This is a genomic window from Hahella chejuensis KCTC 2396 (assembly GCF_000012985.1).
Classification (GTDB): domain Bacteria; phylum Pseudomonadota; class Gammaproteobacteria; order Pseudomonadales; family Oleiphilaceae; genus Hahella; species Hahella chejuensis.
On the sequence record NC_007645.1, the window covers coordinates 6,540,120 to 6,566,467 of the forward strand.

General features: G+C 54.6%; 24 protein-coding genes. 5 read left to right on the forward strand and 19 right to left on the reverse strand.

Annotation, left to right across the window (positions count from 1 at the left end; genetic code table 11):
• The 4 genes from HCH_RS28905 to speE all read right to left on the reverse strand — a co-directional run bounded on the left by HCH_RS28905 (window position 1) and on the right by speE (window position 3,655).
• The gene (locus HCH_RS28905; RefSeq protein WP_011400099.1) at window positions 1-537 is read right to left on the reverse strand and encodes a L,D-transpeptidase family protein; all 537 of its coding nucleotides are present in this window, start codon (window positions 535-537) and stop codon (window positions 1-3) included.
• Window positions 538-773: 236 nt separating this feature from the next.
• A complete protein-coding gene (gene fabB / locus HCH_RS28910) occupies window positions 774-1,988 on the reverse strand; it encodes a beta-ketoacyl-ACP synthase I (protein ID WP_011400100.1) in 1,215 nt (404 codons plus the stop codon).
• Window positions 1,989-2,019: 31 nt separating this feature from the next.
• Window positions 2,020-2,571 carry a bifunctional 3-hydroxydecanoyl-ACP dehydratase/trans-2-decenoyl-ACP isomerase gene (gene fabA / locus HCH_RS28915; protein ID WP_011400101.1) on the reverse strand — a complete coding sequence of 184 codons (552 nt, stop codon included), beginning with the start codon at window positions 2,569-2,571 and terminating at the stop codon, window positions 2,020-2,022.
• A gap of 220 nt (window positions 2,572-2,791) precedes the next feature.
• Window positions 2,792-3,655, reverse strand: coding sequence for a polyamine aminopropyltransferase (gene speE, locus HCH_RS28920; RefSeq protein ID WP_011400102.1), 864 nt, complete (start codon window positions 3,653-3,655; stop codon window positions 2,792-2,794).
• A gap of 256 nt (window positions 3,656-3,911) precedes the next feature.
• Here speE and speA point away from each other — a divergent pair, with 256 nt between their 5' ends.
• Window positions 3,912-5,822 carry a biosynthetic arginine decarboxylase gene (speA, locus tag HCH_RS28925; RefSeq protein WP_011400103.1) on the forward strand — a complete coding sequence of 637 codons (1,911 nt, stop codon included), beginning with the start codon at window positions 3,912-3,914 and terminating at the stop codon, window positions 5,820-5,822.
• 60 nt (window positions 5,823-5,882) lie between these two features.
• Here speA and HCH_RS28930 read toward each other — a convergent pair whose 3' ends face one another.
• The 7 genes from HCH_RS28930 to HCH_RS28960 all read right to left on the reverse strand — a co-directional run bounded on the left by HCH_RS28930 (window position 5,883) and on the right by HCH_RS28960 (window position 12,134).
• Window positions 5,883-7,553 (reverse strand): alpha-amylase family glycosyl hydrolase, encoded by a 1,671-nt coding sequence (locus HCH_RS28930; protein WP_011400104.1) that lies wholly within the window; start codon window positions 7,551-7,553, stop codon window positions 5,883-5,885.
• Window positions 7,554-7,757: 204 nt separating this feature from the next.
• Window positions 7,758-8,225: a Dps family protein gene (locus tag HCH_RS28935; protein ID WP_011400105.1), complete on the reverse strand. Its 468-nt coding sequence runs from the start codon at window positions 8,223-8,225 to the stop codon at window positions 7,758-7,760.
• 156 nt (window positions 8,226-8,381) lie between these two features.
• The gene (locus HCH_RS28940; RefSeq protein WP_011400106.1) at window positions 8,382-9,746 is read right to left on the reverse strand and encodes an ATP-binding protein; all 1,365 of its coding nucleotides are present in this window, start codon (window positions 9,744-9,746) and stop codon (window positions 8,382-8,384) included.
• Between the two features lie 5 nt (window positions 9,747-9,751).
• Window positions 9,752-10,438: a response regulator transcription factor gene (locus HCH_RS28945; RefSeq protein ID WP_011400107.1), complete on the reverse strand. Its 687-nt coding sequence runs from the start codon at window positions 10,436-10,438 to the stop codon at window positions 9,752-9,754.
• A 55-nt stretch (window positions 10,439-10,493) separates the two neighbouring features.
• On the reverse strand, window positions 10,494-10,775 hold the full coding sequence (locus tag HCH_RS28950) for a PepSY domain-containing protein (RefSeq protein ID WP_011400108.1): 282 nt from the start codon (window positions 10,773-10,775) through the stop codon (window positions 10,494-10,496).
• 36 nt (window positions 10,776-10,811) lie between these two features.
• Complete coding sequence (locus HCH_RS28955) at window positions 10,812-11,357, reverse strand: glycine zipper 2TM domain-containing protein (protein ID WP_011400109.1); 546 nt, start codon at window positions 11,355-11,357, stop codon at window positions 10,812-10,814.
• 183 nt (window positions 11,358-11,540) lie between these two features.
• Window positions 11,541-12,134: a TetR/AcrR family transcriptional regulator gene (locus tag HCH_RS28960; RefSeq protein ID WP_011400110.1), complete on the reverse strand. Its 594-nt coding sequence runs from the start codon at window positions 12,132-12,134 to the stop codon at window positions 11,541-11,543.
• A gap of 134 nt (window positions 12,135-12,268) precedes the next feature.
• Between HCH_RS28960 and HCH_RS28965 the strand changes: the two genes are divergently transcribed.
• Together HCH_RS28965 and HCH_RS28970 are read left to right on the forward strand one after the other, a co-directional pair.
• Window positions 12,269-12,877, forward strand: coding sequence for a glutathione S-transferase family protein (locus HCH_RS28965; protein WP_011400111.1), 609 nt, complete (start codon window positions 12,269-12,271; stop codon window positions 12,875-12,877).
• A 43-nt stretch (window positions 12,878-12,920) separates the two neighbouring features.
• Complete coding sequence (locus HCH_RS28970; protein ID WP_011400112.1) at window positions 12,921-13,580, forward strand: glutathione S-transferase family protein; 660 nt, start codon at window positions 12,921-12,923, stop codon at window positions 13,578-13,580.
• A 5-nt stretch (window positions 13,581-13,585) separates the two neighbouring features.
• Here the strand turns inward: HCH_RS28970 and HCH_RS28975 are convergent, their stop codons facing one another.
• From HCH_RS28975 to HCH_RS28985, 3 genes are all read right to left on the reverse strand, one after another.
• A complete protein-coding gene (locus HCH_RS28975) occupies window positions 13,586-14,566 on the reverse strand; it encodes a WD40 repeat domain-containing protein (protein WP_011400113.1) in 981 nt (326 codons plus the stop codon).
• Window positions 14,567-14,712: 146 nt separating this feature from the next.
• On the reverse strand, window positions 14,713-15,186 hold the full coding sequence (locus HCH_RS28980; protein ID WP_011400114.1) for an Rsd/AlgQ family anti-sigma factor: 474 nt from the start codon (window positions 15,184-15,186) through the stop codon (window positions 14,713-14,715).
• Window positions 15,187-15,326: 140 nt separating this feature from the next.
• Window positions 15,327-15,824 carry a disulfide bond formation protein B gene (locus HCH_RS28985; protein ID WP_011400115.1) on the reverse strand — a complete coding sequence of 166 codons (498 nt, stop codon included), beginning with the start codon at window positions 15,822-15,824 and terminating at the stop codon, window positions 15,327-15,329.
• Window positions 15,825-15,979: 155 nt separating this feature from the next.
• Here HCH_RS28985 and HCH_RS28990 point away from each other — a divergent pair, with 155 nt between their 5' ends.
• On the forward strand, window positions 15,980-16,408 hold the full coding sequence (locus tag HCH_RS28990; protein WP_011400117.1) for a flagellar basal body-associated FliL family protein: 429 nt from the start codon (window positions 15,980-15,982) through the stop codon (window positions 16,406-16,408).
• A 69-nt stretch (window positions 16,409-16,477) separates the two neighbouring features.
• On the opposite strand, the gene rmf is transcribed toward HCH_RS28990, so the two are convergent.
• The 4 genes from rmf to HCH_RS29010 form a co-directional block, all read right to left on the reverse strand.
• A complete protein-coding gene (gene rmf / locus HCH_RS28995) occupies window positions 16,478-16,675 on the reverse strand; it encodes a ribosome modulation factor (protein ID WP_011400118.1) in 198 nt (65 codons plus the stop codon).
• Between the two features lie 433 nt (window positions 16,676-17,108).
• Window positions 17,109-18,686 (reverse strand): glutamate--cysteine ligase, encoded by a 1,578-nt coding sequence (gshA, locus tag HCH_RS29000; RefSeq protein WP_011400119.1) that lies wholly within the window; start codon window positions 18,684-18,686, stop codon window positions 17,109-17,111.
• A 151-nt stretch (window positions 18,687-18,837) separates the two neighbouring features.
• The gene (locus HCH_RS29005) at window positions 18,838-21,165 is read right to left on the reverse strand and encodes a Tex family protein (RefSeq protein ID WP_011400120.1); all 2,328 of its coding nucleotides are present in this window, start codon (window positions 21,163-21,165) and stop codon (window positions 18,838-18,840) included.
• A 289-nt stretch (window positions 21,166-21,454) separates the two neighbouring features.
• The gene (locus HCH_RS29010) at window positions 21,455-23,227 is read right to left on the reverse strand and encodes a GGDEF/EAL domain-containing response regulator (protein ID WP_011400121.1); all 1,773 of its coding nucleotides are present in this window, start codon (window positions 23,225-23,227) and stop codon (window positions 21,455-21,457) included.
• A 449-nt stretch (window positions 23,228-23,676) separates the two neighbouring features.
• Here HCH_RS29010 and rep point away from each other — a divergent pair, with 449 nt between their 5' ends.
• Window positions 23,677-25,695, forward strand: coding sequence for a DNA helicase Rep (rep, locus tag HCH_RS29015; protein WP_011400124.1), 2,019 nt, complete (start codon window positions 23,677-23,679; stop codon window positions 25,693-25,695).
• Here the strand turns inward: rep and HCH_RS29020 are convergent.
• Window positions 25,692-26,321, reverse strand: coding sequence for a metallophosphatase domain-containing protein (locus HCH_RS29020; RefSeq protein WP_202945280.1), 630 nt, complete (start codon window positions 26,319-26,321; stop codon window positions 25,692-25,694). The two genes, rep and HCH_RS29020, sit on opposite strands and share 4 nt — an antisense overlap.
• Window positions 26,322-26,348 lie beyond the last annotated feature (27 nt).

Below are 26,348 nucleotides of genomic sequence, written 5' to 3' on the forward strand. Positions count from 1 at the left end.
CTACGGAAGAATTTCGATAGGCGTGCCATCCGGCACCAAAGACCAGATCTCATCCATCGCCTGATTGTTAACGGCGATACATCCATCCGTCCAATCAAACTCGTAAAGCCAGATGCTGTCGCGGTCATGATTAAAGCCATTGGGCCAACCATGGATCATGATCATTCCGCCAGGCTCACGTCCTTGACTCTTTGCATACTCAATGTCCTGGTCATTGGGGTAAGAAACGTGGATGGATTTATGAAAGGCGCTGTTTGGATTACGCCAGTCAAGAGAATAAGTGCCTTCAGGAGTGCGCTCGTCGCCCTCAAACTGCTTATGGCCAAGCGGCTTGTCGCCCAAGGCAATCGGATACACCCGAAACGGCTTCCCTTCTTTCAATAGAATCAAAAGTCTGGACGCCTTCTTAACCTGCACTTTATCCACCAGGGGAGCCATGTATGCGGACTCAGACAACGCCAACGATGTCTGCGCCTGCTCCGCTCCGGCGCTGCACGCAAAAAGAACACCCGTCAGAAATAAAAAACCTTTCCGCATGAGACCCTTTAGAAATCGAATGGATGACGCTTACTTAAAAGCATAGCAAACATAGAAATACTACACAGATTCGAACTGTGACCAACGCCTTCTATTTGTATCTCAGCCATGCATATGATGCGTTTTTTACAACACAATCAAAAAGATGCCAACTGTGTTTGATGAAAATACCAGAAAACAGGCACAAAAAAGCCCGCGCCGAGCGCAGGCTTTTTATGTTTTCGCAGTATCTGGAATCAGCCTTTGTATTTGCTGAAAGCCAGACAGGCGTTAGTTCCACCGAAACCGAAGCTGTTGCTCAGAACGGTATTCAGTTCCGCATCTGTAGGTTCTGTGACAATCGGGAAGCCCGCCGCTCTCTCATCCAGCGCTTCAATGTGACGTGAAGGCGCAATGAAACCGCCTTCCATCATCAATAAGCAATAAATGGCTTCGTGAACGCCGGCGACGCCCAAAGAATGGCCGGACAGCGATTTAGTGGAGCTGATGCGCGGCAGATTGTCGCCAAAGGCTTCTTTCACTGCTTTCAGCTCAATGATATCGCCGACTGGCGTACTGGTGCCGTGAGTGTTGACGTAGTCAACTGGCGTGTTTACGGTAGACAGCGCCTGATGGATACAGCGCACAGCGCCTTCTCCAGATGGAGCCACCATGTCATCGCCGTCGGAAGTGGCGCCGTAGCCCACCAACTCAGCGTAGATCGGCGCGCCGCGACGCAGCGCGTGCTCCAGCTCTTCTACGACGACCACAGCTCCGCCGCCAGCGATGACAAAACCATCACGGGTGGAGCAGTATGGACGTGAAGCGCGGGAAGGATCGTCGTTGTACTTGCTGGACAAGGCACCCATAGCGTCGAACAGAACCGCCAGGCTCCAATGCTCTTCTTCGCCACCGCCAGCGAATACAACGTCTTGTTTACCCAACTGAATTTGTTCCCAAGCATGACCGATACAATGAGCGGCGGTCGCGCAAGCGGAAGTGATGGAGTAGTTGACGCCGCGAATTTTGAATGCGGTGGACAAACAGGCGTTTACAGAGCTGTTCATGGTGCGGGGTACGCGATAAGGCCCCACGCGCTTGACGCCTTTCTCACGCAGAATATCGACGGACTCGACGACGTTGCTGGTGGAGGCTCCGCCAGACCCCATCACGATGCCGGTGCGAGTGCTGCTCAACAGCTCGTCGTCTATTTTAGCGTCCGTGATGGCCTGATTCATGGCGATATAGGCGTACGCAGCCGCGTCGCCCATGAAGCGCAGATGTTTGCGGTCGATGTGTTCAGCGAAATCGATCTGGACGCTACCACTGACCTGGCTTCTTAAGCCCGCTTCTTTATAGCTTTCGTTAAACCGAATGCCTGAGCGGCCAGCTTTCAGTGACTCGGCCACCTCCTCTTTGGAGTTGCCCAAGCAGGATACGATTCCCATTCCGGTTATGACGGCGCGTTTCATTCAGAAACCTCTTACATTTGCAAAGGATAACTTATTTGATTTCCGCGCCGCTCATAGCGGCCGGGTCAAACAAGCCCACTCGTAAATCCTTGGCAGTATAAATGGCTTTACCGTCGACATACACGGTTCCATCAGCCAAGGCCATAATTAACTTACGAGCGATTACTCTTTTGATATCGAGAACATACTCGACTGATTTTGCGGACGGCAGCACCTGGCCGGTAAATTTAACCTCGCCGACCCCCAGCGCCCGGCCCAGTCCCTTGTGACCTTTCCACGCAAGGAAAAAGCCTACCAGCTGCCACATGGCGTCCAATCCGAGACAACCCGGCATGACCGGATCGCCCACGAAATGACACTTAAAAAACCACAGATCCGGATTGATATCCAACTGCGCACGCACGATCCCGTGACCGTATGCTCCGCCTTCTGCGGAGATTTGAGACACCCGGTCGACCATCAACATCTGATCTACGGGAAGTTTCGCAGCGCCCTCGCCAAATAACCGTCCCTGTCCGCAGGCTTGAAGTTCTTCTTTCGTATATGAAGCTTTCACTCCATGGTTTTCTGCTATTGCGTGCACGCAGTTAACTCCGATTTCTATTCACGTCCAATAGCCTGCCAACCATATACCGGCTGTATTGCCGTTTCTTGACAGGAGTTATGGTTTGCATGTTAGTGCGCCCGAAAAAAGTACGTCTATTGGACAAAGGTAGGTTCGCACCCTGTTCGGAAGGCCGGATTCCCTTATGGCATCTGGCCTTAAGCATTAAAATACAGATGTATAGAAATAAACGTTCGGACTAATCTAAGTCAAGTTCATTCTTCATAAATTCAGGCAGGGCCAGGGCTGCTTTATGCACTTCCGCATTGTAGTAGCGGGTGACGAAAGGACGCTCCGCCGCATCTTCTTCTCGGAAAAACTCCAGCTTCTTACCCTTGCCCGCCATGGTGCAGCTCCACCAGCCGGTAGGATATACAGGCTGTGGGAACGGCAGCGTTCTGACGCCGTCAAAACCAGCCTGACGCATATCGTCATGCACTTTCTTGATGATGCTGGAAGTGTGCAGCAAAGGGGATTCCGTCTGCTGCACGATCATGCCGCCTTCGCGCAGCGCCATGAAACAGTTGCGGTAGAAGTCGACGGCGAACAGACCTTCAGCAGGTCCAACCGGGTCGGTGGAGTCAACAATAATCAGGTCGATGGATTCCAATGGCGCGTCAGCGATCCATTTGATGCCATCGCCGAAGAAGAAGTTGGCGCGCGGGTCATTGTTGGCGGTGCACAGGTCAGGGAAATACTTCTCTGCAACGCGAGTGACGCGCTCATCGATTTCCACCTGCCAGGCTTCCTCTACGCCAGGGTGTTTGAGCACTTCTTTCAATGTGCCGCAATCGCCGCCGCCAACAATCACGACTTTCTTCGGCGCGTGATGAGTAAACAGCGCGGGGTGGGTCATCATTTCGTGGTAGAGGAAATTGTCACGGTCAGTCAACATGACGCAACCGTCCAACACCATCAGATTACCGAAGGTTTCCGTCTCAAAGATTTCAATCTTTTGATACTGGCTCTGCTCTTCGTGCAGTTTACTTTTTACTTTGAGGGAAAACCCGGTGCCCTGGTCCTGAAAGATTTCGGTAAACCACCCGGGGATCTGCTCGCTCATTATGTTCTCCCAATGATTCGGTTAATTATTTGTCGGCGCGATGCGCCTGCGGCTAAAGCAGCATATTGTAGGCGCAAGGCGTGAAGATCACAGCATTATTTTAGGAGTCGCCTGCACTGCTCCGCTCCCATAAAACACAGAAAGATATAAAGCCCATAACTTATTAACGCTAGGGATTCCGCTTGCTTTAAAATGGCGCCCCTTGACGATAACCTTAACATTTTATCCGGGGGCATATTGCCGAGGAGACGCATTGATGGAAGATTGGACCCGCGATCACGCACTGTCCACCTACAACATCCCATTCTGGGGTGACGGTTATATAGATGTTGACGCCAATGGCGACGTTATCATCCGCCCCAAAGGCTCAGAGCATAACGCCAGCGTGAGTCTGAAAGGACTCGCCCAACAAGTACGCGACGCCAATCTAGGGTTGCCGGTCCTGGTGCGTTTTGCGGATATTCTGCATCACAGGGTCAACCATTTATGCGAGGCGTTTAACCGCGCCGCCGAACAACTTGCGTATTCAGGCCGCTATACTGCGGTCTATCCGGTCAAAGTGAACCAGCAACGCCGCGTCATTGAAGAAATCGTCGCAGCACAACCCGCCGCCGCCAATGGCCAGATTGGTCTGGAAGCCGGCAGTAAACCGGAGCTGATCGCCGTCCTGGCCATGAGCAACCCCGGAGCCACTATTGTTTGCAACGGATACAAAGACCGTGAGTTCATACGCCTGGCCCTGTTGGGCCAGCAGATGGGCTACAAGGTTTACATCGTGGTCGAGAAGCTGAACGAACTGACTTACGTGCTGGAAGAAAGCCGCAGTATGGGCGTTACCCCGCGCATTGGCGTACGCGCCCGTCTGGCTTCTATCGGCAAGGGCAATTGGCAGAATACCGGTGGCGAAAAGTCAAAATTCGGTCTGTCCTCCGTGCAAATCCTGCAGGTGCTGGACACGCTGAAACAAGCCAACGCACTGGAATCTCTCCAGTTACTGCACTTCCACCTCGGTTCACAAATCGCCAATATCCGGGATATTCAAACCGGATTGCGCGAATGCGCACGTTTTTACGGCGAACTCCGTCGCCAGGGCGCTGACGTAAAAATCGTCGACGTGGGCGGCGGTCTGGGGATCGACTATGAAGGCACCCGCTCCCGCAGCGCCTGCTCCGTTAACTACAGCGTGCACGAGTACGCCTTCCACGTTCTGCGTACGATCAAAGAAGAGTGCGACCGCGAAGGCATTCCACATCCCAATGTGATCACTGAATCCGGCCGGGCCATCACCGCACATCACGCCGTGCTGATCACCGACGTCATTGATAGAGAAAGCGTGGCGCAACCGGACGCCGTCAGGCAACCGGATGCGGAGGCCCCATCTGTCGTTCGCGATTTGTGGCAGGACTTGGAGGCGTTAAAGGACCGCAATAACCGTCGTTCGGTAATTGAAATCTATCACGACGCCGCCCATGCCCTGCAGGAAGCGCAAACCCTGTTTATTCATGGCGTGCTGAGCCTCAGCGATCGGGCGCAGGCGGAAACCATTTATCAAGCATTGTGCTTATACATCCGCGAACATCTGCAACCGGAAATCCGCGCGCACCGGGAAATCTATGACGAGCTGAACGAGAAATTGGCGGATAAACTGTTCGTGAATTTTTCCCTGTTCCAGTCTCTGCCGGATATTTGGGGCATCGACCAGATTTTTCCGATTCTGCCCCTGGCCGGACTGAACAAACGCCCAACGCGTCGCGGCGTCATTCAGGACATCACTTGCGACTCCGACGGCCGTATCGACCAATACGTAGACAGCCATGGCATTGAAACCACATTGCCGATCCCCGAACCGGAAAAGGATCAGCCTTTCCTTCTTGGATTCTTCCTGGTGGGCGCTTATCAGGAAATCCTGGGCGATATGCATAACCTGTTCGGCGACACCGATTCCGTTGACGTCTGCCTGAATGAGAAGGGCGAGGTGTCACTGCAACATCCGATCAGCGGCGATACGGTGGACAAAGTGTTGCGCTACGTGAACTTCGAGCCAGAGCAGTTATTACGGGCCTTCGAAGGCAAAATGGCGGCGGCGGATCTGAAAGAGCAGCAAAAGCAGGATTACCTGCAGGAACTGAAGGCGGGTCTGACTGGCTACACCTACCTGGAAGAGTAAACCGAAAGTCTGGGGTGACCGGACCGAAAAGCCGGTTACCCCAGACATGGTTGCAACGATTTATAGCGTTGGCGCAGTCACCAACATAAAGCGCGCGCTGTATGGCGGCACGACAATACTGTGATAACCGGACAATAAAGCAATTTCTGCATCACTCATCAGGTCTTTCAAGTTCCCTTCACTACCAATAGTCGTTCCCTCCAACTCAACGGTGACAGGATCGCCAGTAATATTCAGTAGATATAACACCACTTCACTACCCGCCTGCTTGCGATCGACATAGACCTTGCCTGACTGACCATGATTGACCGACGTCCGCGTTCCCGCGTACAGGGCTGGATGGAGGGCGCGCATCCCCATAAGGTCACGAATATAGTCGCGTATTTCCGTTTGTTTGGCGTCAGCCGCGAACAGCGCGCCATCTTCCCCGCTCGGCAAACCTTCCACCTTGGCGCTGGAGCGCGAGACATGATCGTCGCACAAGCCTGCTTTAGCGCCGGCGCCATTGTCCGACTCACATGGGACGCGATCCGAGAAGCCGACCACATCATCGCCAATTTCGTCGCCGTAATACAGCGTGATAGGCCCGGTGTAAGCGGCAAGGAAACTGTAGGCGGCTTTGTGCAGGTCGGTATAACGTTCCTCGCCCGGACTGGCGATCCTGCCCCGCTGCAACAAGTCGCCAAAGCGCACCAGGTCGTGATTGGTCAGGAACCCATTAGGTAATGCATGCGCCGGATAGGCCGCCTGCGTGGCGTATCCTTCCTTGAGCGTTGAAACGGCGGACGCGCGATGCCCGCTCTCTTCTACCCCTAACGTCTGGACAATCCGATAGCGCATGGGGAAATCAAAAGAGGAGCACAAGCCGGGCTGCGCTTCTGAACCATATGCCTGTGCAGCAATTTCAGCCTCGCCTTTCCAGACTTCGCCCACCATATAGCCCAGCGGATTCACCTGCTCTCCGTTCATGGTGTAAGTCACGCTTTTTGAGGCATCTTCCACAGACTTGCGGATTTCTCCCCAGGCGCCGGTTGGAACCTGGTAGGCCTGATCCAAACGCCATCCGTCTATCTTCAGTTCTTTCACCCAATAGGCGGCGACTTCCTTGAAGAAGTCCAGATCATTAGGATAAACCGCTTCCCTTCCCGTCCCCGCCTGGGCGACGCCATTAGCGCTGACCACACGCCCTTGCGGCGAGGGGAAGTCTCCGGCGTTATTCTTGAAATGGCCGAACACGCCGTCAAAGAAAACATAAATGCCGCGCGCGTGCGCCTGCTCCACCAGCTCCCGGGCTTGCGCCATCGTGCCGAAATTAGGGTCTATGGAAAAATAGTCGCTGGTGAAATATCCCGTCGCATCGAGGCGATCCGCCCATTCATCCTGGCCGGATATAGGCGCGCTGTGAAACACTGGGGTCAACCAGATCGCGTTCATGCCCAGATTCTTGATGTAGTCCAGGGAGTCGATAACGCCTTGCAGGTCGCCGCGATGATGACTGCTTCCATATCCCGCGCCGTAATTGGCGTTCAGATCGCCGTCAATGAACGACTCCACCATGACCTGATAAATCCGTAGTTCTTTGGCTTTGTCGTAAGTTTCCTGATTGCAGGCGTAAGGCTGATAACTTGACTCGACAGGCGTGGAGCCGCCGGAACTGTTTCCACCGCCACCGCTGCATCCGGCCATGAAAACGCTGAACGACAGTATGGCCGCCGCTTTGTTCAACTGCATGAGTGCTTCCCCGTTTTTTATTCTCGACATAAGGTGCGGGCTTACCTCCGCCAAGATTGCTCAGGGCGAGAAGTCCGCTAATGATATAGCGCCAAGTAATATCACCTATCAGACGAAAATTTATCCTTCCGGGGGGACGAGAATGGGGCGTAGAAAGAGGGAGGGATGCTCCTCCCTCCTAATGCAGAGAGAGGAGCTGATAGGTCAAACCATGCTGCGCAACATCCAGGCGGTCTTTTCATGGACGCTCAAGCGGTCAGACAGCAGCGAGGCGGAGCTTTCGTCCGTCGCCTCTTGGGCCGCAGGCAACGCTTCGCGGATATTCCGGGCGATCTGCTCGTGGTCTTTCGCCAGCACCGCCAGCATCTCATTCGCCGCAGGTACGCCGGCCTCTTCCTTCAGCGTCGCCAGTTTCTGGTAGCTGGAGTAGCTGCCGGGAGCGAATTCACCCAGTGCGCGAATGCGTTCGGCGATAGCGTCAATGGCGGCCGCCAGATCGGTGTAATGCATTTCCGTCAGGGCATGCACTTCCTGAAATCGGGGACCGGTGACGTTCCAGTGGAAGTTCTGTGTTTTCAGGTACAGGGTGTAGCTGTCCGCCAGCAAGCTAGACAATGAGTGCGCGATATTCTGACGGGCGTTTTCAGTTAATCCGATATTGATATCCGACATGGTCGTCTCCATTCCTGGTTACTTAAAGTGGTTGAGGAGATGATATGCTCAACCCGATAAGCAATAAATTTTATTAAAACTAAAATCATGATTGATTCTAGCTATACAACCATTAATTATTCCGTTTACTCCGCCATGTTATAGCTGATCAAGACCTTAGCTAACAACCCGCCCGGGCATGATCATTTCAATTGTCACGCCATCGCTGACGCCCGAAGCCAGTTTCAGTTCGCCACGATAACTTTCCACCAGTTCGCGCACGACGGAAAGCCCAATGCCCTGACCAATCGGGCGACTATCCAGGCGCACGCCGCGCTGTAGCGCTTTTTCCCAATCCTGCGCGGGAATGCCGGGACCATCGTTCCTGATCGCCAGCGTCACAAAACCGTCCACTTCGCCAGAACCTTGAATAGACACTTCCGCATCGCCGTATTTAAAAGCGTTATCAATCAGATTGCCCAGCATCTCCATCAAGTCCGCTTCATCCGCGAGAAACGCCACATCTTCGGGCACGTTGATTTCACAATACATGCCTCGATCAGCATAGACTTTCTGTAAAACGGAGGTGACGCGATTAACCAAGGGCAGGATAGGCGTTGGTTTATGCCAAACCCCCTCCCCCCCGGCGCTGGCTCGCTTGAGCTGGTAAGTCACGACGTCATCCATCCGCGCCACCTGTTCACCCAGGGTGCGCCGACGTTCTTCCTCATTCATGTCAATAGCGCCGCGCAGCACCGCCAGCGGCGTCTTCAGACTATGCGCCAGGTCGCCGAGACTATTGCGATAGCGCTCCCGTTGTCGCCGCTCCACATCCAGGACCGTATTCAGCGCGTGGGTCAACGCGGCGATTTCTTTGGGGTAGTTTTCCGACAGAGTGTCCATCTCGCCTTTTTCAATCGCCCCCAATTCTCTGGTCACATTTTGCAGAGGCCGCAACGCCCAGCTCAGAAACAATGCAACGATGGCGCACAAGGCGATTGTGACAATCACCAGACCGATAGAGAGCGTCCTGGTGAATGAACGGGACTCCTGCTCCAGCAAAGACGCCTGCTGCCAAACCTCGAATACATAGCGACGAAAGCCATTTTCGACGAGGCCGCTGTCCACAGCGAACAGAGCAGGCAGTTGCACTTGCAGATAGCCTGGCCTGGCGTCTACGCGCCGATGGGAAATTCTGCCCGGCTCGGTCTCCGGCGCCAGCCAGGGTAATGTCTGCGGGAGACCTAAACTGGAACGGGACTGCCAGACGATAAATCCATCGCTGTTGCGCACAACCGCGACCAGACCCGACTGGGCCTGATTAAAGCGGCTTTCCTGAAGCTCTTCCGGTAAGTGCAGACTGTCGCCAGAAGGCTCCGCCGCCGCCAGCAACAAATAAAGATGCGCGCTGAGGCGATCGATGTGCGCCCGCTCCAGACTTTCCTGATAAGCGACATAAACAACCCACCCTGCCGATACCACGAAAAAGGGAATTACCAGGGTGAGCAGCCAGAAGCGGGCGCGAAGTGAGAGCCGCCGCACAGTGATCAGGCGGTCTTCTGTGGCGACCAGTTAAACCGGTAGCCCTGTCCGCGCAAGGTGGTGATCGGCTTGTTGACCCCATCCGGGTCCAGCTTTTTGCGTAAGCGGCCGATGAAAACTTCTATGACATTGCTGTCGCGATCAAAGTCCTGCGCGTACAGATGCTCCGTCAATTCAGTTTTGGACACGGCCTGACCAGCGCGATGCACCAGATATTCAAGCGTGTTGTATTCGTAAGCCGTCAGCTCCAGAGCGGAACCGTCGATTTGCACCAGCTTGGCGCGGGTATCCAGGGTCATAGGGCCAGCCTGAATCACTGGACTGCTGAACCCGGAAGAGCGTCTCAGCAGGGCGCCCAGCCGCGCCATTAATTCGGCGACGTGAAAAGGTTTCACCAGATAGTCGTCAGCGCCGGCCTCCAGGCCGCTGACTTTATCCTGCCAGTGTCCGCGAGCGGTAAGGATGAGAATGGGAAACTCCTTGCCCATGCCGCGCCACTCCTGGATCACCTCCAGGCCGGTGCGTTTGGGCAGGCCCAGGTCGACGACGGCAAGGTCATAAGGGTTTTCTTTACCCAGATAAGCGGCGACCTCGCCGTCTTCCGCCGTGTCTACGGCATAGCCATGTTTAACCAGCTCGTCCCGTAATTGGCCACGTAACAACGCTTCGTCTTCGACCAATAATATTCGCATGCTTGATTCCCGCTAACTTCCTATACCCTGTCGCTTTATCGGAGTTGACGCCCCGTTAGCTGACTCTTCCCGAGCTGCGCTCAACTACGTAGGTTTTCACCACTCCGTTGGGAAGCAAAACTTTCACCCGATAGACATCGCCCTGGGACTCAACTTTCAGCACCCGTCCTCCACTTACCTGACGCACGAGACTGGCGGCGTCCTGCTCACTCACGTCCGCCAGCAACAAGGTGTCCGCTTGCGAGGGTGAATAACCGAAGGCCGGAGCGGCCAACGCAGCCGGGGTATGCAGCCAGGCTGTCAGTAAAATGGATGTTAAGAGCAATGTTCTGGTCATGGTTCAGCTTCTCGTAGAGGGCCGCCCGCCAACCAATCAGGCGGGCTCCACAGTCACTCTGATACGAATGCGGTCACCCGGGTATTGGTCCATGCGGGTGCGGTATTCGCGTCCCTGATACTTATAGGTCACCCAGTATCCCATAGTCTCCTGCACATATTCCACGTCGTAGGTGGTTTCGCAGCGTCTTTCATTGGTGTAGTAGGACTGGGAATAAGAGGTTGATCCCCGATTGGAAATATCATGTCCGATGGACGCGCCCAGTATCGCGCCGACAGCGGTTCCAACCTGCTTATTGCGTTTCTTGTGCCCTACCGCATTACCGATGGCTCCGCCGATCACGCCGCCCAGAATAGTGCCGGTGTATGAGTCGGAAGACTGACGCGGCGCTTCGTGGCGAACCTGTTCAGTCCAGCAGGACTCGCGAGGCGTGCGATGCTCAACGGATTTAGTGATAGGCTCTACATCCACCACTTTGGCGTAATCGTATTCAGCGCCGCCGCGGTGGTGACGGCCGCCAGCAAGAGCCGGCGTGGCCAGGGTAACTGAAAGTGCGGCGACGGCCAGTGTTTTGATTTTCATGAATGAATCTCCTTGCGCTTATCTGATGGGGTCAGATTAATGCAGTCAACCTGAATGCTAACTGAACTTGCGCCAACTATTATTTGTCTGCAACGACAGGGCCTGCCCATGTCAGGCCCAGCCTCCCGCGGCTGGCCGCGCAGGCGCATCCATACGTCTGATTATTAACCGTCCTCAGCGGCGCTAGACCGCCCAGCCTTTTACTTCCTGCATAAGGAATGTGAATGCGTTCTCCACCCGGCATTGTCTGCTGCAGGTGCGGCGCAGAGCGATCAGCCCCTGAGTCACGCTCACCAGGTAACAGGCGGCGGCTTCCGCATCCACATCCCCACGCAAGCCATTATTGTCCCGCGCACGGACCAGAGCCCGAGCCAATAGCATCTCCAACTGGCGCAGCCAGTCATCCACTTTTTTCTGCACTAGTTCGTCCACGCCCCCCATCTCAGAACCCGCATTTTGAACATAGCAGCCAACTCGGCCGCCTTCGCTGCAAAGCACTGCGCTCAACCCCGCCAGGTACTCTACGACCGCTTCCAGCGCAGCCTCATCGTGCAATAAAGGCGCAGCGATACGCCGTATTACCGTATTCAAATAATGGTCAAGCGTTAAGTGAAACAGGGCCCGCTTGTCGCCAAAGGTGTTATAGATACTGAAGCGGTTCAATTCCAGTTCGTCACACAACTGCTGTAACGAAGTGGCTTCGAAGCCCTGCCTCCAGAACAGCTTCATGGCGATATGCAGTTTTTCTTGTGGGTCAAATGCGGTAGGTCTTCCCATTAATCTCTTCTGATTGCTCAGGCTCTTAAGCGGATTTTCAAACAAAGGTCGTCTACATTATAAGCAGTTCTTGACTGAACATTTAGAAAAAATCTATATTTCTAAACGATCAGTCAAAAATAAAAGGCGGAACAATGAAAATTTATCAGGCACGGATCGCGCCCAATCCTCGCAGAGTAAGAATTTTCCTGGCGGAAAAAGACATTGCGATGGAGTATGTCGAAGTCGACATTCAGAAAGGAGAACAATACAGCCCTGAATTCAAACAGAAAAATGTGCTGGGTCTGCTCCCCGTACTGGAGCTGGACGACGGCTCCCACTTGTCGGAATCCATCGCCATCTGCCGCTACTTCGAAGAAGTCCAGCCCGAGCCGCTACTGTTTGGACGAGACGCCAAAGAGAAAGCAATCGTCGAGATGTGGATCAGACGCTGTGATTTCTATTTCATGTTTCCCACCGGAATGTGTTTCCAAAACACATCCGACTATTTCAAAGGGCTCAAGCGCCAGGTTCCCGAATGGGGCGAGCTATGTCGTGAGAAGTCCGCCAAGTTTTTCAATCTATTGAACAACCATTTTGAGCATAACGATTATCTGGCTGGCGATTACTTCAGCATCGCCGATATCAGCGCGTTCTGTACGGTAGACTTCGCCAAGGTCATCCAACAGCGAATTCAACCAGAGCATACTCATTTGCAGCGCTGGTATGACGCGGTTGCTGCGCGGCCGTCCAGCAAAGCTTAAATAGCGAACGTCGCCGCATGGGCGACGCATAAGGAGCAATCTCATGATAGACCTGTATACCGCCGCCACTCCCAACGGGCATAAAATCAGCATCGCCCTGGAAGAGATGGCTCTTCCCTACACTGTGATCGCAATAGATTTGAGCTCCGGCGTGCAGAAACAGCCGGAATACCTGAAGCTGAACCCCAACGGACGCATCCCCACCATCGTGGACCGGGATAATGATGACTTTGTGGTATTCGAGTCCGGCGCTATTCTGGTTTATCTGGGCGAGAAATCGGGCGAATTTTACCCCACTGACGCCAAGCAGCGGTCACAGGTTCTACAATGGCTGATGTTTCAAATGGGGGGCATCGGTCCCATGATGGGACAGGCCAACGTGTTCTTCCGTTACTTCCCGGAAAAGCTGCAACCTGCTATAGACCGTTATCAGAATGAGGTGAAACGGCTTTTCGGCGTACTGGACGGACATTTGGCGGAAAACCAATTTCTGGCGGGCGACTACTCCATCGCAGATATCGCCAACTGGGCCTGGGTGCGCACGCATAACTGGTCTGGCGTTGATATCGTCGATCTGCCTCACCTGACTCGTTGGGTGCAGGAAATCGCCGCCCGGCCTGCCGTGCAGAAAGGCATCGAAATTCCCAAGCGCGCAGAGCCGGAAGATATAGTGAAAGGCGTACAGTCCATCCTTGTAAGGTGACGAAGCTAGAGCTTGAAGCGCTCCAGCATGCCGTCGGACGTAATGGCGATCACCTCTCCATTAGCGGCGAACGCCATGTCCAACACCGCCCCGCTGCTTGCGGGGCCCCAGATACGTCTTGCCTTGGCGGACCAGTATCCGATTTCATTGCCGTTCACGGCGTCAACAAGGTAGATATCGCCACGGAAAGTGCCTAGCAATAGACGACGTCCGTCCTCGGAAAATCGGGCGCTGGTGAAGTTCTCATAGCGATAGGAAAGCTTGGCTTTGGCGTCGCCGCTGATGGTGTCCCAGATCACCGCGTCTTCTCTCTGTGCGGAGGAAAACGCCAAAGCGCCGTCATTGGAGAGCGCAACGGTTTTTACCTGGTTGGAGTGAGAGAAGGTATGCATCAATGCGCCCGTGTCCAAGCGCCACAGGCGCGCGCTCTGATCATCCGAGCCAGTAATCGCCCAACGGCTGTCGCCGGAAATATCCACCGACGTTACTTCCGCTTTATGAGGAAACTCATAGCGGGCCTGACCTTTTTCCAGATCAAAATACACCGCTTGGTTGCTGCGCATGCCAAGCAAAGCGTATTTATTATTCGGACCAATGGCGATACTGGAGATTTTATCCGGCGCACGCCAAAAGTTGAGCGAGCGCCCATCCAACACATTCCAAACAGCCAGATCCGCATCGACAGCAGTAATGGCCAGCTTAGCGTCGTCCGCCATCGCTACTGCGCGGATGGTGCTGAACTCTCCCTGTTCATGATTCCAGTTGTATAGCCGCTCATTTTTGCCCACCCCCCACAAACTACCGCCATGCTGCAACGAGCCGATAAGCGCATAACCTGCGTCGGCGGAAAGCCCGGCGCTGAGCAACCCTTGTTGCGCCACTTTTAATGAACTTTCAGGGCCTTTGCCGCCACAGCCGGAAAGCAGCAAAAAGACTGATAAAATCAGCGACAGGGATTTCCACAGGTAAGTCCTTGGGGCGCGCATACTGAGTCAGGTGGTCGAGACTGAATTCAAGGTTGATTAAGGAAGTTTAGACAACCTTATATGATAGGCAAAATTATTTGTGAAAAATTAACAGCTTAGAACAAGCCGACCGCCTGAGGCGACCGGCTTTCATGATTTGGGCCGGTTCAGGCGACTTGGTCAGCGTGAGCGTTATGCAGCTTTTCGATCAGCATATCTTCCAGTTCGAAACGCTCTTCAAGGCGTTCGCCCAATCTGGAGAGTTCAGGCAACAGCGCATTCAGCTCCGACAACTCTTCCGGCGTTTTATCAAACCGGTCGTTATAGTCCAGCGCAGCTTCAGTGGTGGACTGGATCTTAGGATACAGCTCTTTCACCAGTTCCATACCGCCGTCGTTAAACTCGCGAGCTTCTTCGATTAATTGCTCGTACACTTCAAAGTGGCCTGCGGAAACGTAATCCAACAGCACTTGGCAGAACGTCTTAAAGTTTTTTACCGCTGATTCCACATCGTCAAACTTGCTCTTACCAACCAGATCGCAATAACGCACGATCAGGTCTTGCCTCTCCTTAAGCCAGCGGTCGATTATTTCACTGACGCCACCCCATCGCTCTTTGGCGTTTTGGCAATTTTCCAGCATGACCTCACCCTTATCTCTATCTATCTGTGCTAGCCGTTAGTGTTATAAGTATTTTTAATAGTGGCTTCCAACTATACGCGATCACTCGTTTGCTAAACAAGCGTACCGAATTCCTTTTTCAATGTTTTACCAAACCACGTTCAACGCGGCCTGCGCACCCATGCGAAAGCCCAGACGGCGGTAAAACCAATGAAAGCGACCAGCGTCCAGCCGGGTATGCTTAACCCCAGAAACGTCCACTGCACCTCAGCGCATTCGCCAGTGCCGGTAAGCATCATCGTCAACACTTCCGAGAATGGAAAAGCCTCCAGCATATACTCCAAACCGGGACCGCACGCAGGCACCTGATCCGCCGGCAGACTCTGCAGCCATAACTGACGCGTCGCCAGCGCCGCGCCGCCCAATGTGGTCACCCAACCCAGGAATGCATAAACCGTTGTTCCCGTGTTCTTCGGGTTATGCAGCGCCGCCGCAAGAAACACCAGTCCCGCCAGCACAAACGCGATACGCTGCGCCATACACAATGGACACGGCTCAAGATCTTTCACGTATTGCAGGTAGAAAGCGAATCCCATTAGTCCGGCGATAGCCAGAAAACACAGGAAGTAAATCGTTCGGTTAGTGAGCCATGCGGGCATGAGATCTCCTGTTCTCCTGGTAGAGTAGCGTGTCAAAACGGTTTTCGATTTTGCTGAGAATAAACTTTGCTTGCAAGACGCGAAAACCATTTGACGCTCTCCAAGGCCTTGTCTAGGCTCGAAATAACCAAAGTTTAATCAAGAGGACGCCTTCCATGGTATTCAAGCACGCGTTTCCGCGGGACATCCGTCTGCTTGCGCTGCTGGCGATCATCGCCCTGGCGACGGCGTCCGGCGCATACGCGGAAGGTCAGGATGACCTGGTGCAATATATCGATCTGAAGCCCTCGTTCGTACTTAACTACGACGGTCCCAGCAGCAAACTGAAGTTCGCCAAAATAGATGTTTCCGTACGAGTCAACACACGCACTGCGGCGTCGGCGGTGGAACACCATATGCCGGCGCTACGCAACCTGCTGGTGTTGATGTTCAGTCGTCAAACGGAAAAGGTGATGGGCTCGAATGATGGCCGCGAACAGTTGCGAGCCGAAGCGTTGCAGGCGCTGCAGGACTTCCTGCAGGAAGAGTCCGGAGGCAAAATGGTGGAGGATCTGCTGTTCACCAACTTTGTAGTGCAACGCTGACCTCTTAAGCACCGGACCCCGACGTCGCCATTACCAGCGACGTCGGCGAGACCCTTCGGTTCGACAGACTCAGGCCGTTCTCGCCTTCCCTTTCTTGTCGCCTGCTTGAGCGCCGTCTTCCCAGCCCGCCTCCCAGGCTGCGATGACAACTTCACCTCGGTACGGGCATTTAACCCGCTCCATACCCAGGACGCCCGCCATGTATCCTTGCTGATAAGCCTTGTTTAGCGTTTCCAGATTCCAATTCAGAGATAGATCTGCGGCCATACCCGGCCTCCCAATTCGCATGCCAAATTAAGTTGATGGTTCAGATTTGCTTTTATCGTTATATCGCCGCCAGCGTCGTGGATGACTTGTTTAGTAATCCCTGCAGCAGGCTGCGAGCTTATTCATTGGCTACTTCGCGACCCAGGATTAGGCCAATAGGCTTAGTCGCATTACAACAATAATCCAACACACCAATAACAAAAAGCTTCTGACGCCTAAAAAGTGTAGCAAATTGTAAACTTATGTTACAGCAGGCAAAAAGTAGCACGCCAAAAGGAGTAGAACAAGGTGAATGGCTCGGAAATGTGCACTGGTTGACGCGATGGTTGATCGGACAATTTCAGCAAGGGTAAGCAGGAGGCGCGGAGCCTGGAGAGATCAATCAAGCCGGGACCTGCACGATCCCGGCATGCTTAAAGTAGACCAGATAGGATTAGACGTACGTCAGATACTGTTTCAAATAGGCGTCGAAAGACAGGTTGTCCGCTTCCCGCAGCGCTCTTTCGTCGGCCCAGGACTGTTCACCGGCGCGAACATAGTGCTGCATACGCTCTGGAGACAACGGATTTGCGATCAATGTCTGATGATGCGCTTGCGACATCGCCAGGGTCCAGTCAACGTAGCTCTGACCGTTGGAGACCGCCGCATAGGTGCGCGCGGACGGCGTCAGGCTGGGGTCATTCACTTTCGCCCTGGCGTCACGTACAGCCACTGCATAGCTATCGCCGCCTTTAATGGCGTCCAGCTCTCTGGCGCATAATTCGACCTGCTCCAGAATGCGCGACGCCCATTCCTGGAGGCCGCCCTGAACGTAATCATTCTGCAGCAAACGCACCAGCTCAACGTCTGTGGCGCGCCCTCGAGAGACCGCGGTCAGGAAGTTCTCTTCAATGATCGAACATTCTTCATCCACGATCTTAGCGCTGTCAGACAGCAAGCAGGTCAACAGGAAGGCGTCCAGAAAACGGATTTGCGACTCGCTCACGCCGATAGGCGAGAACGGGTCCAAATCAAGGCAGCGCACTTCAATGTACTCAATCCCGCGGCGCTTGAGCGCCTGGATCGGCTTCTCGCCGCTCTGAGTCACCCGCTTGGGCCGGATGGTGTTGTAGTACTCGTTTTCGATCTGCAACAGGTTGGCGTTAAGCTGAATGTATTCGCCATCCCGCTGCAAGCCGATCGCCTCGTAACGAGGAAACGGCGTGTGCGTGGCGTCATACAGGGTTTTGACGTAGGTGCTGAGGTGATTAAAACAGATCTTCAGCGACGACTGCGCATTATTCTGGTACCCCAGATCGCTCATCCGTAAAGAGGTCGCATGAGGTAATCCCAGGGTGTCGGTCCCAAATTGATCCAGCTTATGATCGCGACCATTCAGGAAACTGCGGTCCAACGCCGGCGAGGCGCCGAACAGATACATCAACAGCCAGGACCAACGGCGGAAATTGCGAATCAATGAGAAATAGCTCTCTGATTTAAATTCCTGCAGCGGCGCGCTTTGCGCCAGCACTTCCTGATAAGCGCGCCAGAAATCATCTCCCAAGGAGAAGTTGAAATGCACGCCGGCGATGCTCTGCATAATGCGGCCGTAACGATAAGCCAACCCGCGTCGATAGACGTGCTTGATTTTACCCAGGTTGGACTCGCCGTATTCCGCGATGCGAATACTTTCATCCCCATCCAACAGACTGGGCATGCTGCCCGCCCACAGGGATTCGCCCGCAGGCAGATTGGCGTGTACGAACTGATGTATTTCCTGCAGAGAGGTCAGCAGTTCATCCACTTCACGAGTCACCGGAGTGATCAACTCCAGCAACGCTTCAGAATAATCCGTGGTGATATTCGGGTGGGTCAATGCGGAGCCCAACGCCTGCGGATGGTCGGACTGGGCGATGAAGCCCTTACTGTCGACGCGCAGACCTTCCTTTTCTATACCGCGATAGATATCCGCCAGCGCTTGGGGGTGACGACGTCTCAACTTTTCCAGTCGCGCCGCTAACTTCTCACTCATGCACGATTCCTTGCTCCAGGAACTAATATTGGAGGAGAGAACACTCTCCCCGCCTTCGCCGCCGCGTCGCTCCCGGCGAAACCCGCAGAGAGCGCGCAAAAATCTCCGCAGATGCGACCGTCCCTGGAATCACGGCAGTTATATTTAAATACTAGCCTTTCTTTCCTGGTTGCTGCTTCTGCGCTTTCAACAACAAGGCGCCGAACGAGCCCATGCCTCCCGCAGCGGATTCGTTACCGGCATTCCTCTTTTGTTTTTGAGGCTGCCGTCCGGCGTCGCGAGCGCCTGCGCTGGCGCCGCTTTGCACTTCGTCGTCCAGGCGCATGGTTAAAGCGATACGCTTACGCGCCGCGTCCACTTCGATAACCTTCACCTTCACTATGTCGCCCGCTTTGACCACTTCCCTGGGGTCTTTGACGAACTTGTGCGACAGAGCGGAGATATGCACCAGGCCATCCTGATGCACGCCGATATCCACAAACGCGCCGAAGTTGGTCACGTTGGTGACAGCGCCTTCCAACACCATGCCGGGCTTAAGGTCTTTAATATCCTCAACGCCTTCCTGGTACTGCGCGAACTTGAATTCAGGGCGCGGATCGCGGCCCGGTTTATCCAGCTCGGTCAGAATATCTTTGACCGTGGGAACGCCAAAATGTTCATCCACATAGTCATTCGCTTTCAGGCTGCGTAAGAATGTGGTGTCGCCAACCAGGGATCGCAAGTCCCGGCCATTTTTTTCTGCGATTTTATTTACCACTACATAGGCTTCCGGGTGCACCGCCGAGGCGTCCAGCGGGTTGTCGCCGTTCATGATGCGCAGGAAGCCGGCGGCCTGTTCGTAGGTCTTGTCTCCCAGACGCGGTACTTTAAGCAGTTGCTGACGATTCAGAAACGCGCCCTTGGCGTCGCGATAGGCCACAATGTTGCCCGCCAGCGTCTGGTTCAGACCCGCCACTCGCGCCAACAACGGCGCAGAGGCGGTATTGACGTCTACGCCCACCGCGTTAACACAGTCTTCCACCACCGCATCCAAGGTACGCGCCAGCTGCGTTTGGCTGACGTCGTGCTGATATTGGCCCACTCCGATGGATTTGGGATCGATTTTCACCAGTTCGGCCAGCGGGTCCTGCAAGCGTCGCGCAATAGAGACCGCGCCGCGGATGGTAACGTCCAGATCCGGAAATTCTTTTGCGGCGTATTCAGAAGCGGAATAAATCGAAGCGCCGGATTCATTGACCATAATTTTGGTCAGTTTCAGTTGCGGGAACTGTTTGATCAGATCGGCGACCAGCTTGTCGGTTTCTCTGGAAGCCGTCCCGTTGCCGATACTGACCAGCTCCACTTTGTGCTTGGCGCACAGAGCCGCCAATTGCGCGATGGATTGCGACCACTGATTTTTCGGCGCATGAGGATATATCGTCGCGTGATCGACAAACTTACCGGTGGCGTCGATCACCGCCACTTTAACGCCTGTGCGCAGACCGGGGTCCAACCCCATGGTGGCCTTGGCGCCCGCCGGCGCCGCCAGCAGCAGGTCCTTGAGATTGCTGCCGAATACATTGATGGCCTCTTCTTCCGCACGCTCGCGAATTCTACCCATCAAGTCGGTTTCCAACTGCGTCAGCAGCTTGACGCGCCAAGTCCAGCGCACCACATCCTTGAGCCAGCCATCGGCGGCGCGGCCTTTGTCGGAGATGCGCCAGTGCGCGGCGACGATGTTTTCACAGGGATGCGGCTCCAGCCGGGACTCAGGCTCGTCCGGCAACACGATCTGAAAGCTCAGCACGCCTTCGTTGCGGCCGCGAAAAACCGCCAGCGCGCGGTGTGAGGGAACGCCTTTCAGCGGCTCCTGGTGTTCGAAGTAATCGCGGAATTTGGCGCCGTCCTGTTCTTTGCCCTCTACGACGGCCACTTTCAATACGCCCTGCCCCCAGAGATGTTCTCGCAGGCGGCCGATCAATTCGGCGTCTTCCGCAAAGCGCTCCATCAGGATGTAACGCGCGCCTTCCAACGCGGCTTTAACATCGGCGACGCCTTTATCCGCATCAACAAAGCCTTCCGCCAGAGTTTCAGGAACCAGCGTGGGGTCCGCCAGCAGCTGTTCCGCCAACGGCTCCAATCCTGCTTCTTTGGCGATCTGCGCTTTGGTGCGGCGTTTGGGTTTATATGGGAGATACAAATCCTCCAGGCGGTTCTTGGTGTCCGCATCGATGATCTGCGCGCGCAACTCGTCGGTGAGTTTGCCCTGCTCCTCAATGCTGCTCAGGATAGTCTGCCGCCGATCTTCCATTTCACGCAGGTAGCGTAAACGGTCTTCCAAGTGACGCATCTGGGTGTCATCAAGACCGCCAGTGACTTCCTTACGATAACGGGAGATAAATGGAACGGTAGCCCCTTCATCTAGCAGCGTGACGGCCGCCGCAACCTGTTCGGTTTTGGCGTTGAGTTCTTGGGCGATAACGCGATAAATCTTTTCCATTAAAAACCTGTTTACTCAGTTCTTTGCATAATATCTGCTGAATTTCGCCAGCTCGCTCTCCCATTGTCTATAGGGGTCGAAGTCTTGCGCAGCCCCGTCCTTTTACTCAAGAAATTCCTTATCAATCAACGGCCATTGCAGTTACAACAGGCCTTGGGCGACGCCTTCGACACAGGGGGACGGCCGACAGTCTTATATTCCGGGCGTCCCATTATATAGATCAGGCCTCAAACAAGAAGAGCCAAAACAGACAGGGGGAATGCGGTTTGGACAGGCCAGTCCTTACTCATTACTGCTTGCGCAAGCGGCGCAGGTCGCCGGCCACCTGCAGAAAATCGCAGAATTCATGGAAAGGCAACGGGCGCGCGAACCAGTAGCCTTGGGCCTGATCGCAGTTATGCTGGCGCAGAAATTCCAACTGCTCAGGTTTCTCTACGCCTTCGGCGACAACGGTCATGGAAAGACTATGCGCCAGCGAGATCATCCCACTGACCAGAGTGGCGTCTTCAGCAATCGTGCAGACGTTCTCGATAAAGGACTTGTCTATCTTCACCGTGGAGATAGGCAGGTTGCGCAAGTTGGTGAACGAGGAGTAGCCCGTTCCGAAGTCGTCCAGCGCGAAGCGCAGCCCCAGATGAGTCAACTCTTTCAGGCATTTGAGCGTGTAGTCCCGGTCAAACATCATCGCGGACTCGGTCAGCTCGAACTCGAACTTGGTGGTGTCGATATTGGCGTTATAGATAATGCGGAAGACTGTTTCCGACAAACGCCTGTCGAAAAACTGTCGGAACGACAGGTTCACCGCACACACCAGGTCGTCATACCCCATTGTCTGCAACATATTGAGATCCCGGCAGGCGCGCTCCAGCACCCAATATCCCATGGGAATTATCAGACTGCTGCGCTCGGCGGCGGCGATAAAAGCCGCAGGCGTCAGCACGCCCAGACGCGGATGGGGCCAGCGCACCAGCGCTTCCATGCCCACCACTTCGCCACTGCGCACGTCGATCTTGGGTTGATAGTAGAGGTCCAGCTTGTCGCCGCGCAGCGCCTGCCGGAACTCGGTCTCCAGCTCCAGGCGCATATCCAGTTCACGATTCATGCGATCATTGAAAAAGCGATAACTGACGCCATGCTCTTTTTTGGCGTCGAACATCGCCTGATTGGCGCGGCGAAGCAGTAAATCCGCGCTGTCGCCAGACTCTGGAAACACCGCCATACCCATGGATGCGGTCAAATTCACCGGATGCTGATTGACGACGAAGGCCTGTTCGAAAACGTTAGCCATTTTTTTGGCCACATTGATCAGGCTGAAACTTTCCTGACCATCTTCAAGAATGACGGCGAACTCATCCCCTCCCACCCGGGCCAGGCAGTCGGAGCGCCGCAACACCTGGCGCAATCGCGCCGCCATCATCTTGATCAGAATGTCCCCCGCCCGATACCCCAGGGACTGATTCACAGTGCGGAATTCATCCACATTCACGAATATCAGGCCAACCCGATGCTTAACCCGCTCCGCGCGCAGAATCGCCTGATGCAGGCGATCATAGAAGCGGGCGCGATCCAGGATGCCGGTCAGGCTGTCCAATTGCTCGCGCATTTCAAAGTCGAGGCGATACAGCTCGCGATACCAGGCCCGACGCAGCGCCCGCACCAGCAAAGAGGCGTCCAGGGAGGATTTACACAAGTAGTCCGCGGCGCCGGCCAGAATCAGGCTCCGGGCGCGCCGTTCCTCAGCGAAGGGCCCCAACGCAATGACTGGCGCATCGGCATGATGAGACAGGATGCGTAGAAAACTGTCCTTGTCGCCGTCAAACTGGTTTTCCTCCCACAGCACCATGTCAAACTTGCGTTTGCGCAGTATGTCCATGGCCATGGGAATGCTGTTGCACCAGTACAGTTGGATATCCGACTCAGCGGCGGTCAGGTGTTGCAGCCAGAGAAAGTCGCAATGTGACTTCACTATCGCCAGCACATCCACATTGTCTTCAGTGCAGGAGACGGCCCGAACGCCAGATTGATCCGGATTCATAAGAGATTGTCCGACATGCTCGCTCATGCAGTAAATCCCCTCAACCGCGATTTAACGCAGTGTGATGACAGAACTTATTCACGGCGGCGGTTAACATTTGCAACTAGCGCCAACTTTTACGGTAATTTAGCCATGACGTTATTGCAGCTTATATAGAATGTTAGAATTTTAGTGACAACACTTAACATTTAGACCATTTTCGTTTTTTTTTCCTGTCCGCCTCGGAAATTATTAACATGGCAATGATATTGGCATGTTAATCATCAGGCGCATGGGTGCGCCTGCGCGGCGGCTAGCCGCGGGAGACAGGGCCTGACCTGTGCAGGCCCTGTCGTTGCAGACAAATAGAAGGAAGCTATTTGTCTGCCTGGTTAATATTGTGCGGGCGCGCTTCCCCGTTATAAGCATTCGTTATCAACCAGGCTGCGAATGTCTGATAAAATGCCGCCCAGTTTTTTCCCAGCCATGAGCAAACCGTGTCGCAACTCAATCCCCGTCAACGTGAAGCCGTTAAATACATCGACGGCCCTCTACTGGTGCTCGCCGGCGCCGGCAGCGGCAAGACCAGCGTTATTACGCGAAAAATCGCCTATCTGATCGAAGAATGCGGCCTCAAGGCCAAGCATATCGCCGCGGTGACGTTCACCAATAAAGCCGCCCGTGAGATGAAAGAGCGGGTCAGCGCGTTGGTATCTGGACCTGCCGCCAGAGGTCTGACGGTCTCGACCTTTCACAACCTGGGAATGAATATCATTCGCCTGGAGCATAAAGCCGTGGGACTCAAACCCGGCTTTTCCATTTTTGATCAGCAGGACTGCAAAGCCATCATCAAAGACCTGCTGTTCAAAGAGTTCGATGAAGCGGAGGAAGACGTCGACCAACTACAGGCGCACTTCTCCAATTGGAAAAACGACATGCTGACGCCGGCGCAGGCGATCAAGCAGGCGATTACCGCCGAGGATCTGACCGCGGCGCGCCTGTATGAGCGCTACGACCACTATCTGCGCGCCTACAATGCGGTGGATTTCGACGATCTGATCCTTATGCCGGTGATGCTGTTCCGCAATCATCCGGAAATATTGGCCGCGTGGCGCCTGCGCATCCGTTATCTGCTGGTGGACGAATATCAGGACACCAACCTCAGCCAATACGAGCTGGTGCAGCAACTCGTGGCGGGGCGTCAGGCCTTCACCGTGGTGGGCGACGACGACCAGTCCATCTACGCATGGCGCGGCGCCCGGCCGGAAAATCTGGTGCGTCTGCAAAAAGACTTCCCGACCCTGAAGCTGGTCAAACTGGAGCAGAACTACCGCTCCACCGCCCGTATCCTGAAAGCGGCCAATACGCTGATCGCCAATAACCCCCACGTTTATGAAAAGGCGTTGTGGAGCCAGCTGGGCATGGGGGATGAAATTCGCATTATCCGCGTACGCAATGAAGAGGCGGAAGCGGAGCGCATTGCTTCGGAAATCATCGATACACGCCTGAAAAAGCGGGCCCAGTACAAAGATTTCTCCGTGCTGTATCGGGGTAATCATCAATCCCGTCTGCTGGAGCTCAAACTGCAGGCGTACCAGATTCCCTATCGCATCAGCGGCGGCACGTCCTTTTTCTCCCGCAACGAAATCAAGGACGCCATGTCCTACCTGCGCCTGCTGGCCAACCCGGATGACGACGCCGCCTTCCTGCGGGTGGTCAACGTACCGCGACGGGAAATTGGGCCGGTGACTCTGGAGAAGCTGTCTTCCTATGCGGAGTCACGCAAAATCAGTCTGTTTTCCGCCATCTCCGAGTTTGGATTGGAAAGCGTGCTGACCGGCAAAACACTGGATCATCTGCGGGAATTTTCGGAGATCATCCTGCACACTGGCCAGAAGTGCGAAGAGGAACACGACGCGGTTCCTGTACTGAAGCAGCTATTCACGCGCATAGATTATGAAGAGTGGCTGCTGCAGAACAGCACCTCGCCGCAACAGGCGGAGCGGCGCATGGCCAACGTATGGATATTGCTGGACCAGGTGGCGCGCATGCTGGAGTACGACGCCGCGGCGGACGAGCAGATGACCCTCAAAGACGCCATCGGCAAACTGCTGTTGCGGGATATCATGGATCAGCAGAAGGAAGAAGAGGACGAGGATAAAGTCCATTTGCTGACACTGCATGCGTCCAAAGGTCTGGAATTTCCCCATGTATTTATCATGGGTCTGGAAGAGGACATTCTGCCTCACCGCAACAGTATCGAGACCAACCAGATCGAGGAAGAGCGTCGCCTGATGTACGTGGGCATCACCCGTGCGCAACGCAGTTTGTGCCTGACCTTCTGCTCCGAACGCAAGCAGTTCGGCGAGAAAATCGAGACCATTCCCAGCCGCTTCCTCGACGAAATGCCGCAGGAAGACCTGGTGTGGGAAGGCCTGGGACAGCGCAACGAAGAGCGCAATCAGGCGCGCGGCCGCGCTACCCTGGATGCGCTATTGCGGGACCTTGGGGATTAAACCTCAAACACTACCGCCGCATTCTCCGGTCGGAAACGGTGGTTGGCGATGCTGGCGTTGATATAGGTGCAACCGTCTTTTTCAAGAACGCCATAGCTTTCATGAATGTGTCCGCATACGTGGAAGCGTGGGCGAATACGCGCAATGGCCTGGGTCAGTTCCTCACACCCTACCCTCAGGCCGCCAACGGTCTGATCGTGGACGCCGAATGCCGGGCCGTGGGTAATCAACACATCGGTATCCTCGTCTATCAGATCCCACTTGGCTTTCAGCTCCCGCCCCCGCTGCAGATTAAACGCCCAATTATGGAAAAAGGGTTGCCAGGGAGAGCCGTAAAACTTGACGCCATCAATGGTGACCGCCTCGTCCTGCAGATACACCGCATTGGTCAGCAGCATGCGACAGGCTTCTTCTTCCCGCGCGAAACACCAGTCATGGTTGCCGGCGATAATGATTTTCACCCGATGGGGCAAAGCGCCCAGAAACGCATTGAACGCCTCCACTTCCTTTAATTTTCCCTGCCCGAATATATCCCCGGCGTGAATCAACACATCTCCGTCGGGAATATCAATCTTGTCATACATGCCATGGGTATCGCTGATGGCGACGCACTTCATCTGAATCATCCTTCTCCGATTGACACTGCCAGTCCG

What these genes read in the sequence shown, in the direction of transcription:
- HCH_RS28905 (WP_011400099.1), bottom strand. Translation starts at nt 537, where the DNA reads ATGCGGAAAGGTTTTTTATTTCTGACGGGTGTTCTTTTTGCGTGCAGC.
- fabB (WP_011400100.1), bottom strand. Translation starts at nt 1,988, where the DNA reads ATGAAACGCGCCGTCATAACCGGAATGGGAATCGTATCCTGCTTGGGC.
- speE (WP_011400102.1), bottom strand. Translation starts at nt 3,655, where the DNA reads ATGAGCGAGCAGATCCCCGGGTGGTTTACCGAAATCTTTCAGGACCAG.
- speA (WP_011400103.1), top strand. Translation starts at nt 3,912, where the DNA reads ATGGAAGATTGGACCCGCGATCACGCACTGTCCACCTACAACATCCCA.
- HCH_RS28930 (WP_011400104.1), bottom strand. Translation starts at nt 7,553, where the DNA reads ATGCAGTTGAACAAAGCGGCGGCCATACTGTCGTTCAGCGTTTTCATG.
- HCH_RS28935 (WP_011400105.1), bottom strand. Translation starts at nt 8,225, where the DNA reads ATGTCGGATATCAATATCGGATTAACTGAAAACGCCCGTCAGAATATC.
- HCH_RS28945 (WP_011400107.1), bottom strand. Translation starts at nt 10,438, where the DNA reads ATGCGAATATTATTGGTCGAAGACGAAGCGTTGTTACGTGGCCAATTA.
- HCH_RS28950 (WP_011400108.1), bottom strand. Translation starts at nt 10,775, where the DNA reads ATGACCAGAACATTGCTCTTAACATCCATTTTACTGACAGCCTGGCTG.
- HCH_RS28955 (WP_011400109.1), bottom strand. Translation starts at nt 11,357, where the DNA reads ATGAAAATCAAAACACTGGCCGTCGCCGCACTTTCAGTTACCCTGGCC.
- HCH_RS28960 (WP_011400110.1), bottom strand. Translation starts at nt 12,134, where the DNA reads ATGGGAAGACCTACCGCATTTGACCCACAAGAAAAACTGCATATCGCC.
- HCH_RS28965 (WP_011400111.1), top strand. Translation starts at nt 12,269, where the DNA reads ATGAAAATTTATCAGGCACGGATCGCGCCCAATCCTCGCAGAGTAAGA.
- HCH_RS28970 (WP_011400112.1), top strand. Translation starts at nt 12,921, where the DNA reads ATGATAGACCTGTATACCGCCGCCACTCCCAACGGGCATAAAATCAGC.
- HCH_RS28975 (WP_011400113.1), bottom strand. Translation starts at nt 14,566, where the DNA reads ATGCGCGCCCCAAGGACTTACCTGTGGAAATCCCTGTCGCTGATTTTA.
- HCH_RS28980 (WP_011400114.1), bottom strand. Translation starts at nt 15,186, where the DNA reads ATGCTGGAAAATTGCCAAAACGCCAAAGAGCGATGGGGTGGCGTCAGT.
- HCH_RS28985 (WP_011400115.1), bottom strand. Translation starts at nt 15,824, where the DNA reads ATGCCCGCATGGCTCACTAACCGAACGATTTACTTCCTGTGTTTTCTG.
- HCH_RS28990 (WP_011400117.1), top strand. Translation starts at nt 15,980, where the DNA reads ATGGTATTCAAGCACGCGTTTCCGCGGGACATCCGTCTGCTTGCGCTG.
- rmf (WP_011400118.1), bottom strand. Translation starts at nt 16,675, where the DNA reads ATGGCCGCAGATCTATCTCTGAATTGGAATCTGGAAACGCTAAACAAG.
- gshA (WP_011400119.1), bottom strand. Translation starts at nt 18,686, where the DNA reads ATGAGTGAGAAGTTAGCGGCGCGACTGGAAAAGTTGAGACGTCGTCAC.
- HCH_RS29005 (WP_011400120.1), bottom strand. Translation starts at nt 21,165, where the DNA reads ATGGAAAAGATTTATCGCGTTATCGCCCAAGAACTCAACGCCAAAACC.
- HCH_RS29010 (WP_011400121.1), bottom strand. Translation starts at nt 23,227, where the DNA reads ATGAGCGAGCATGTCGGACAATCTCTTATGAATCCGGATCAATCTGGC.
- HCH_RS29020 (WP_202945280.1), bottom strand. Translation starts at nt 26,321, where the DNA reads ATGATTCAGATGAAGTGCGTCGCCATCAGCGATACCCATGGCATGTAT.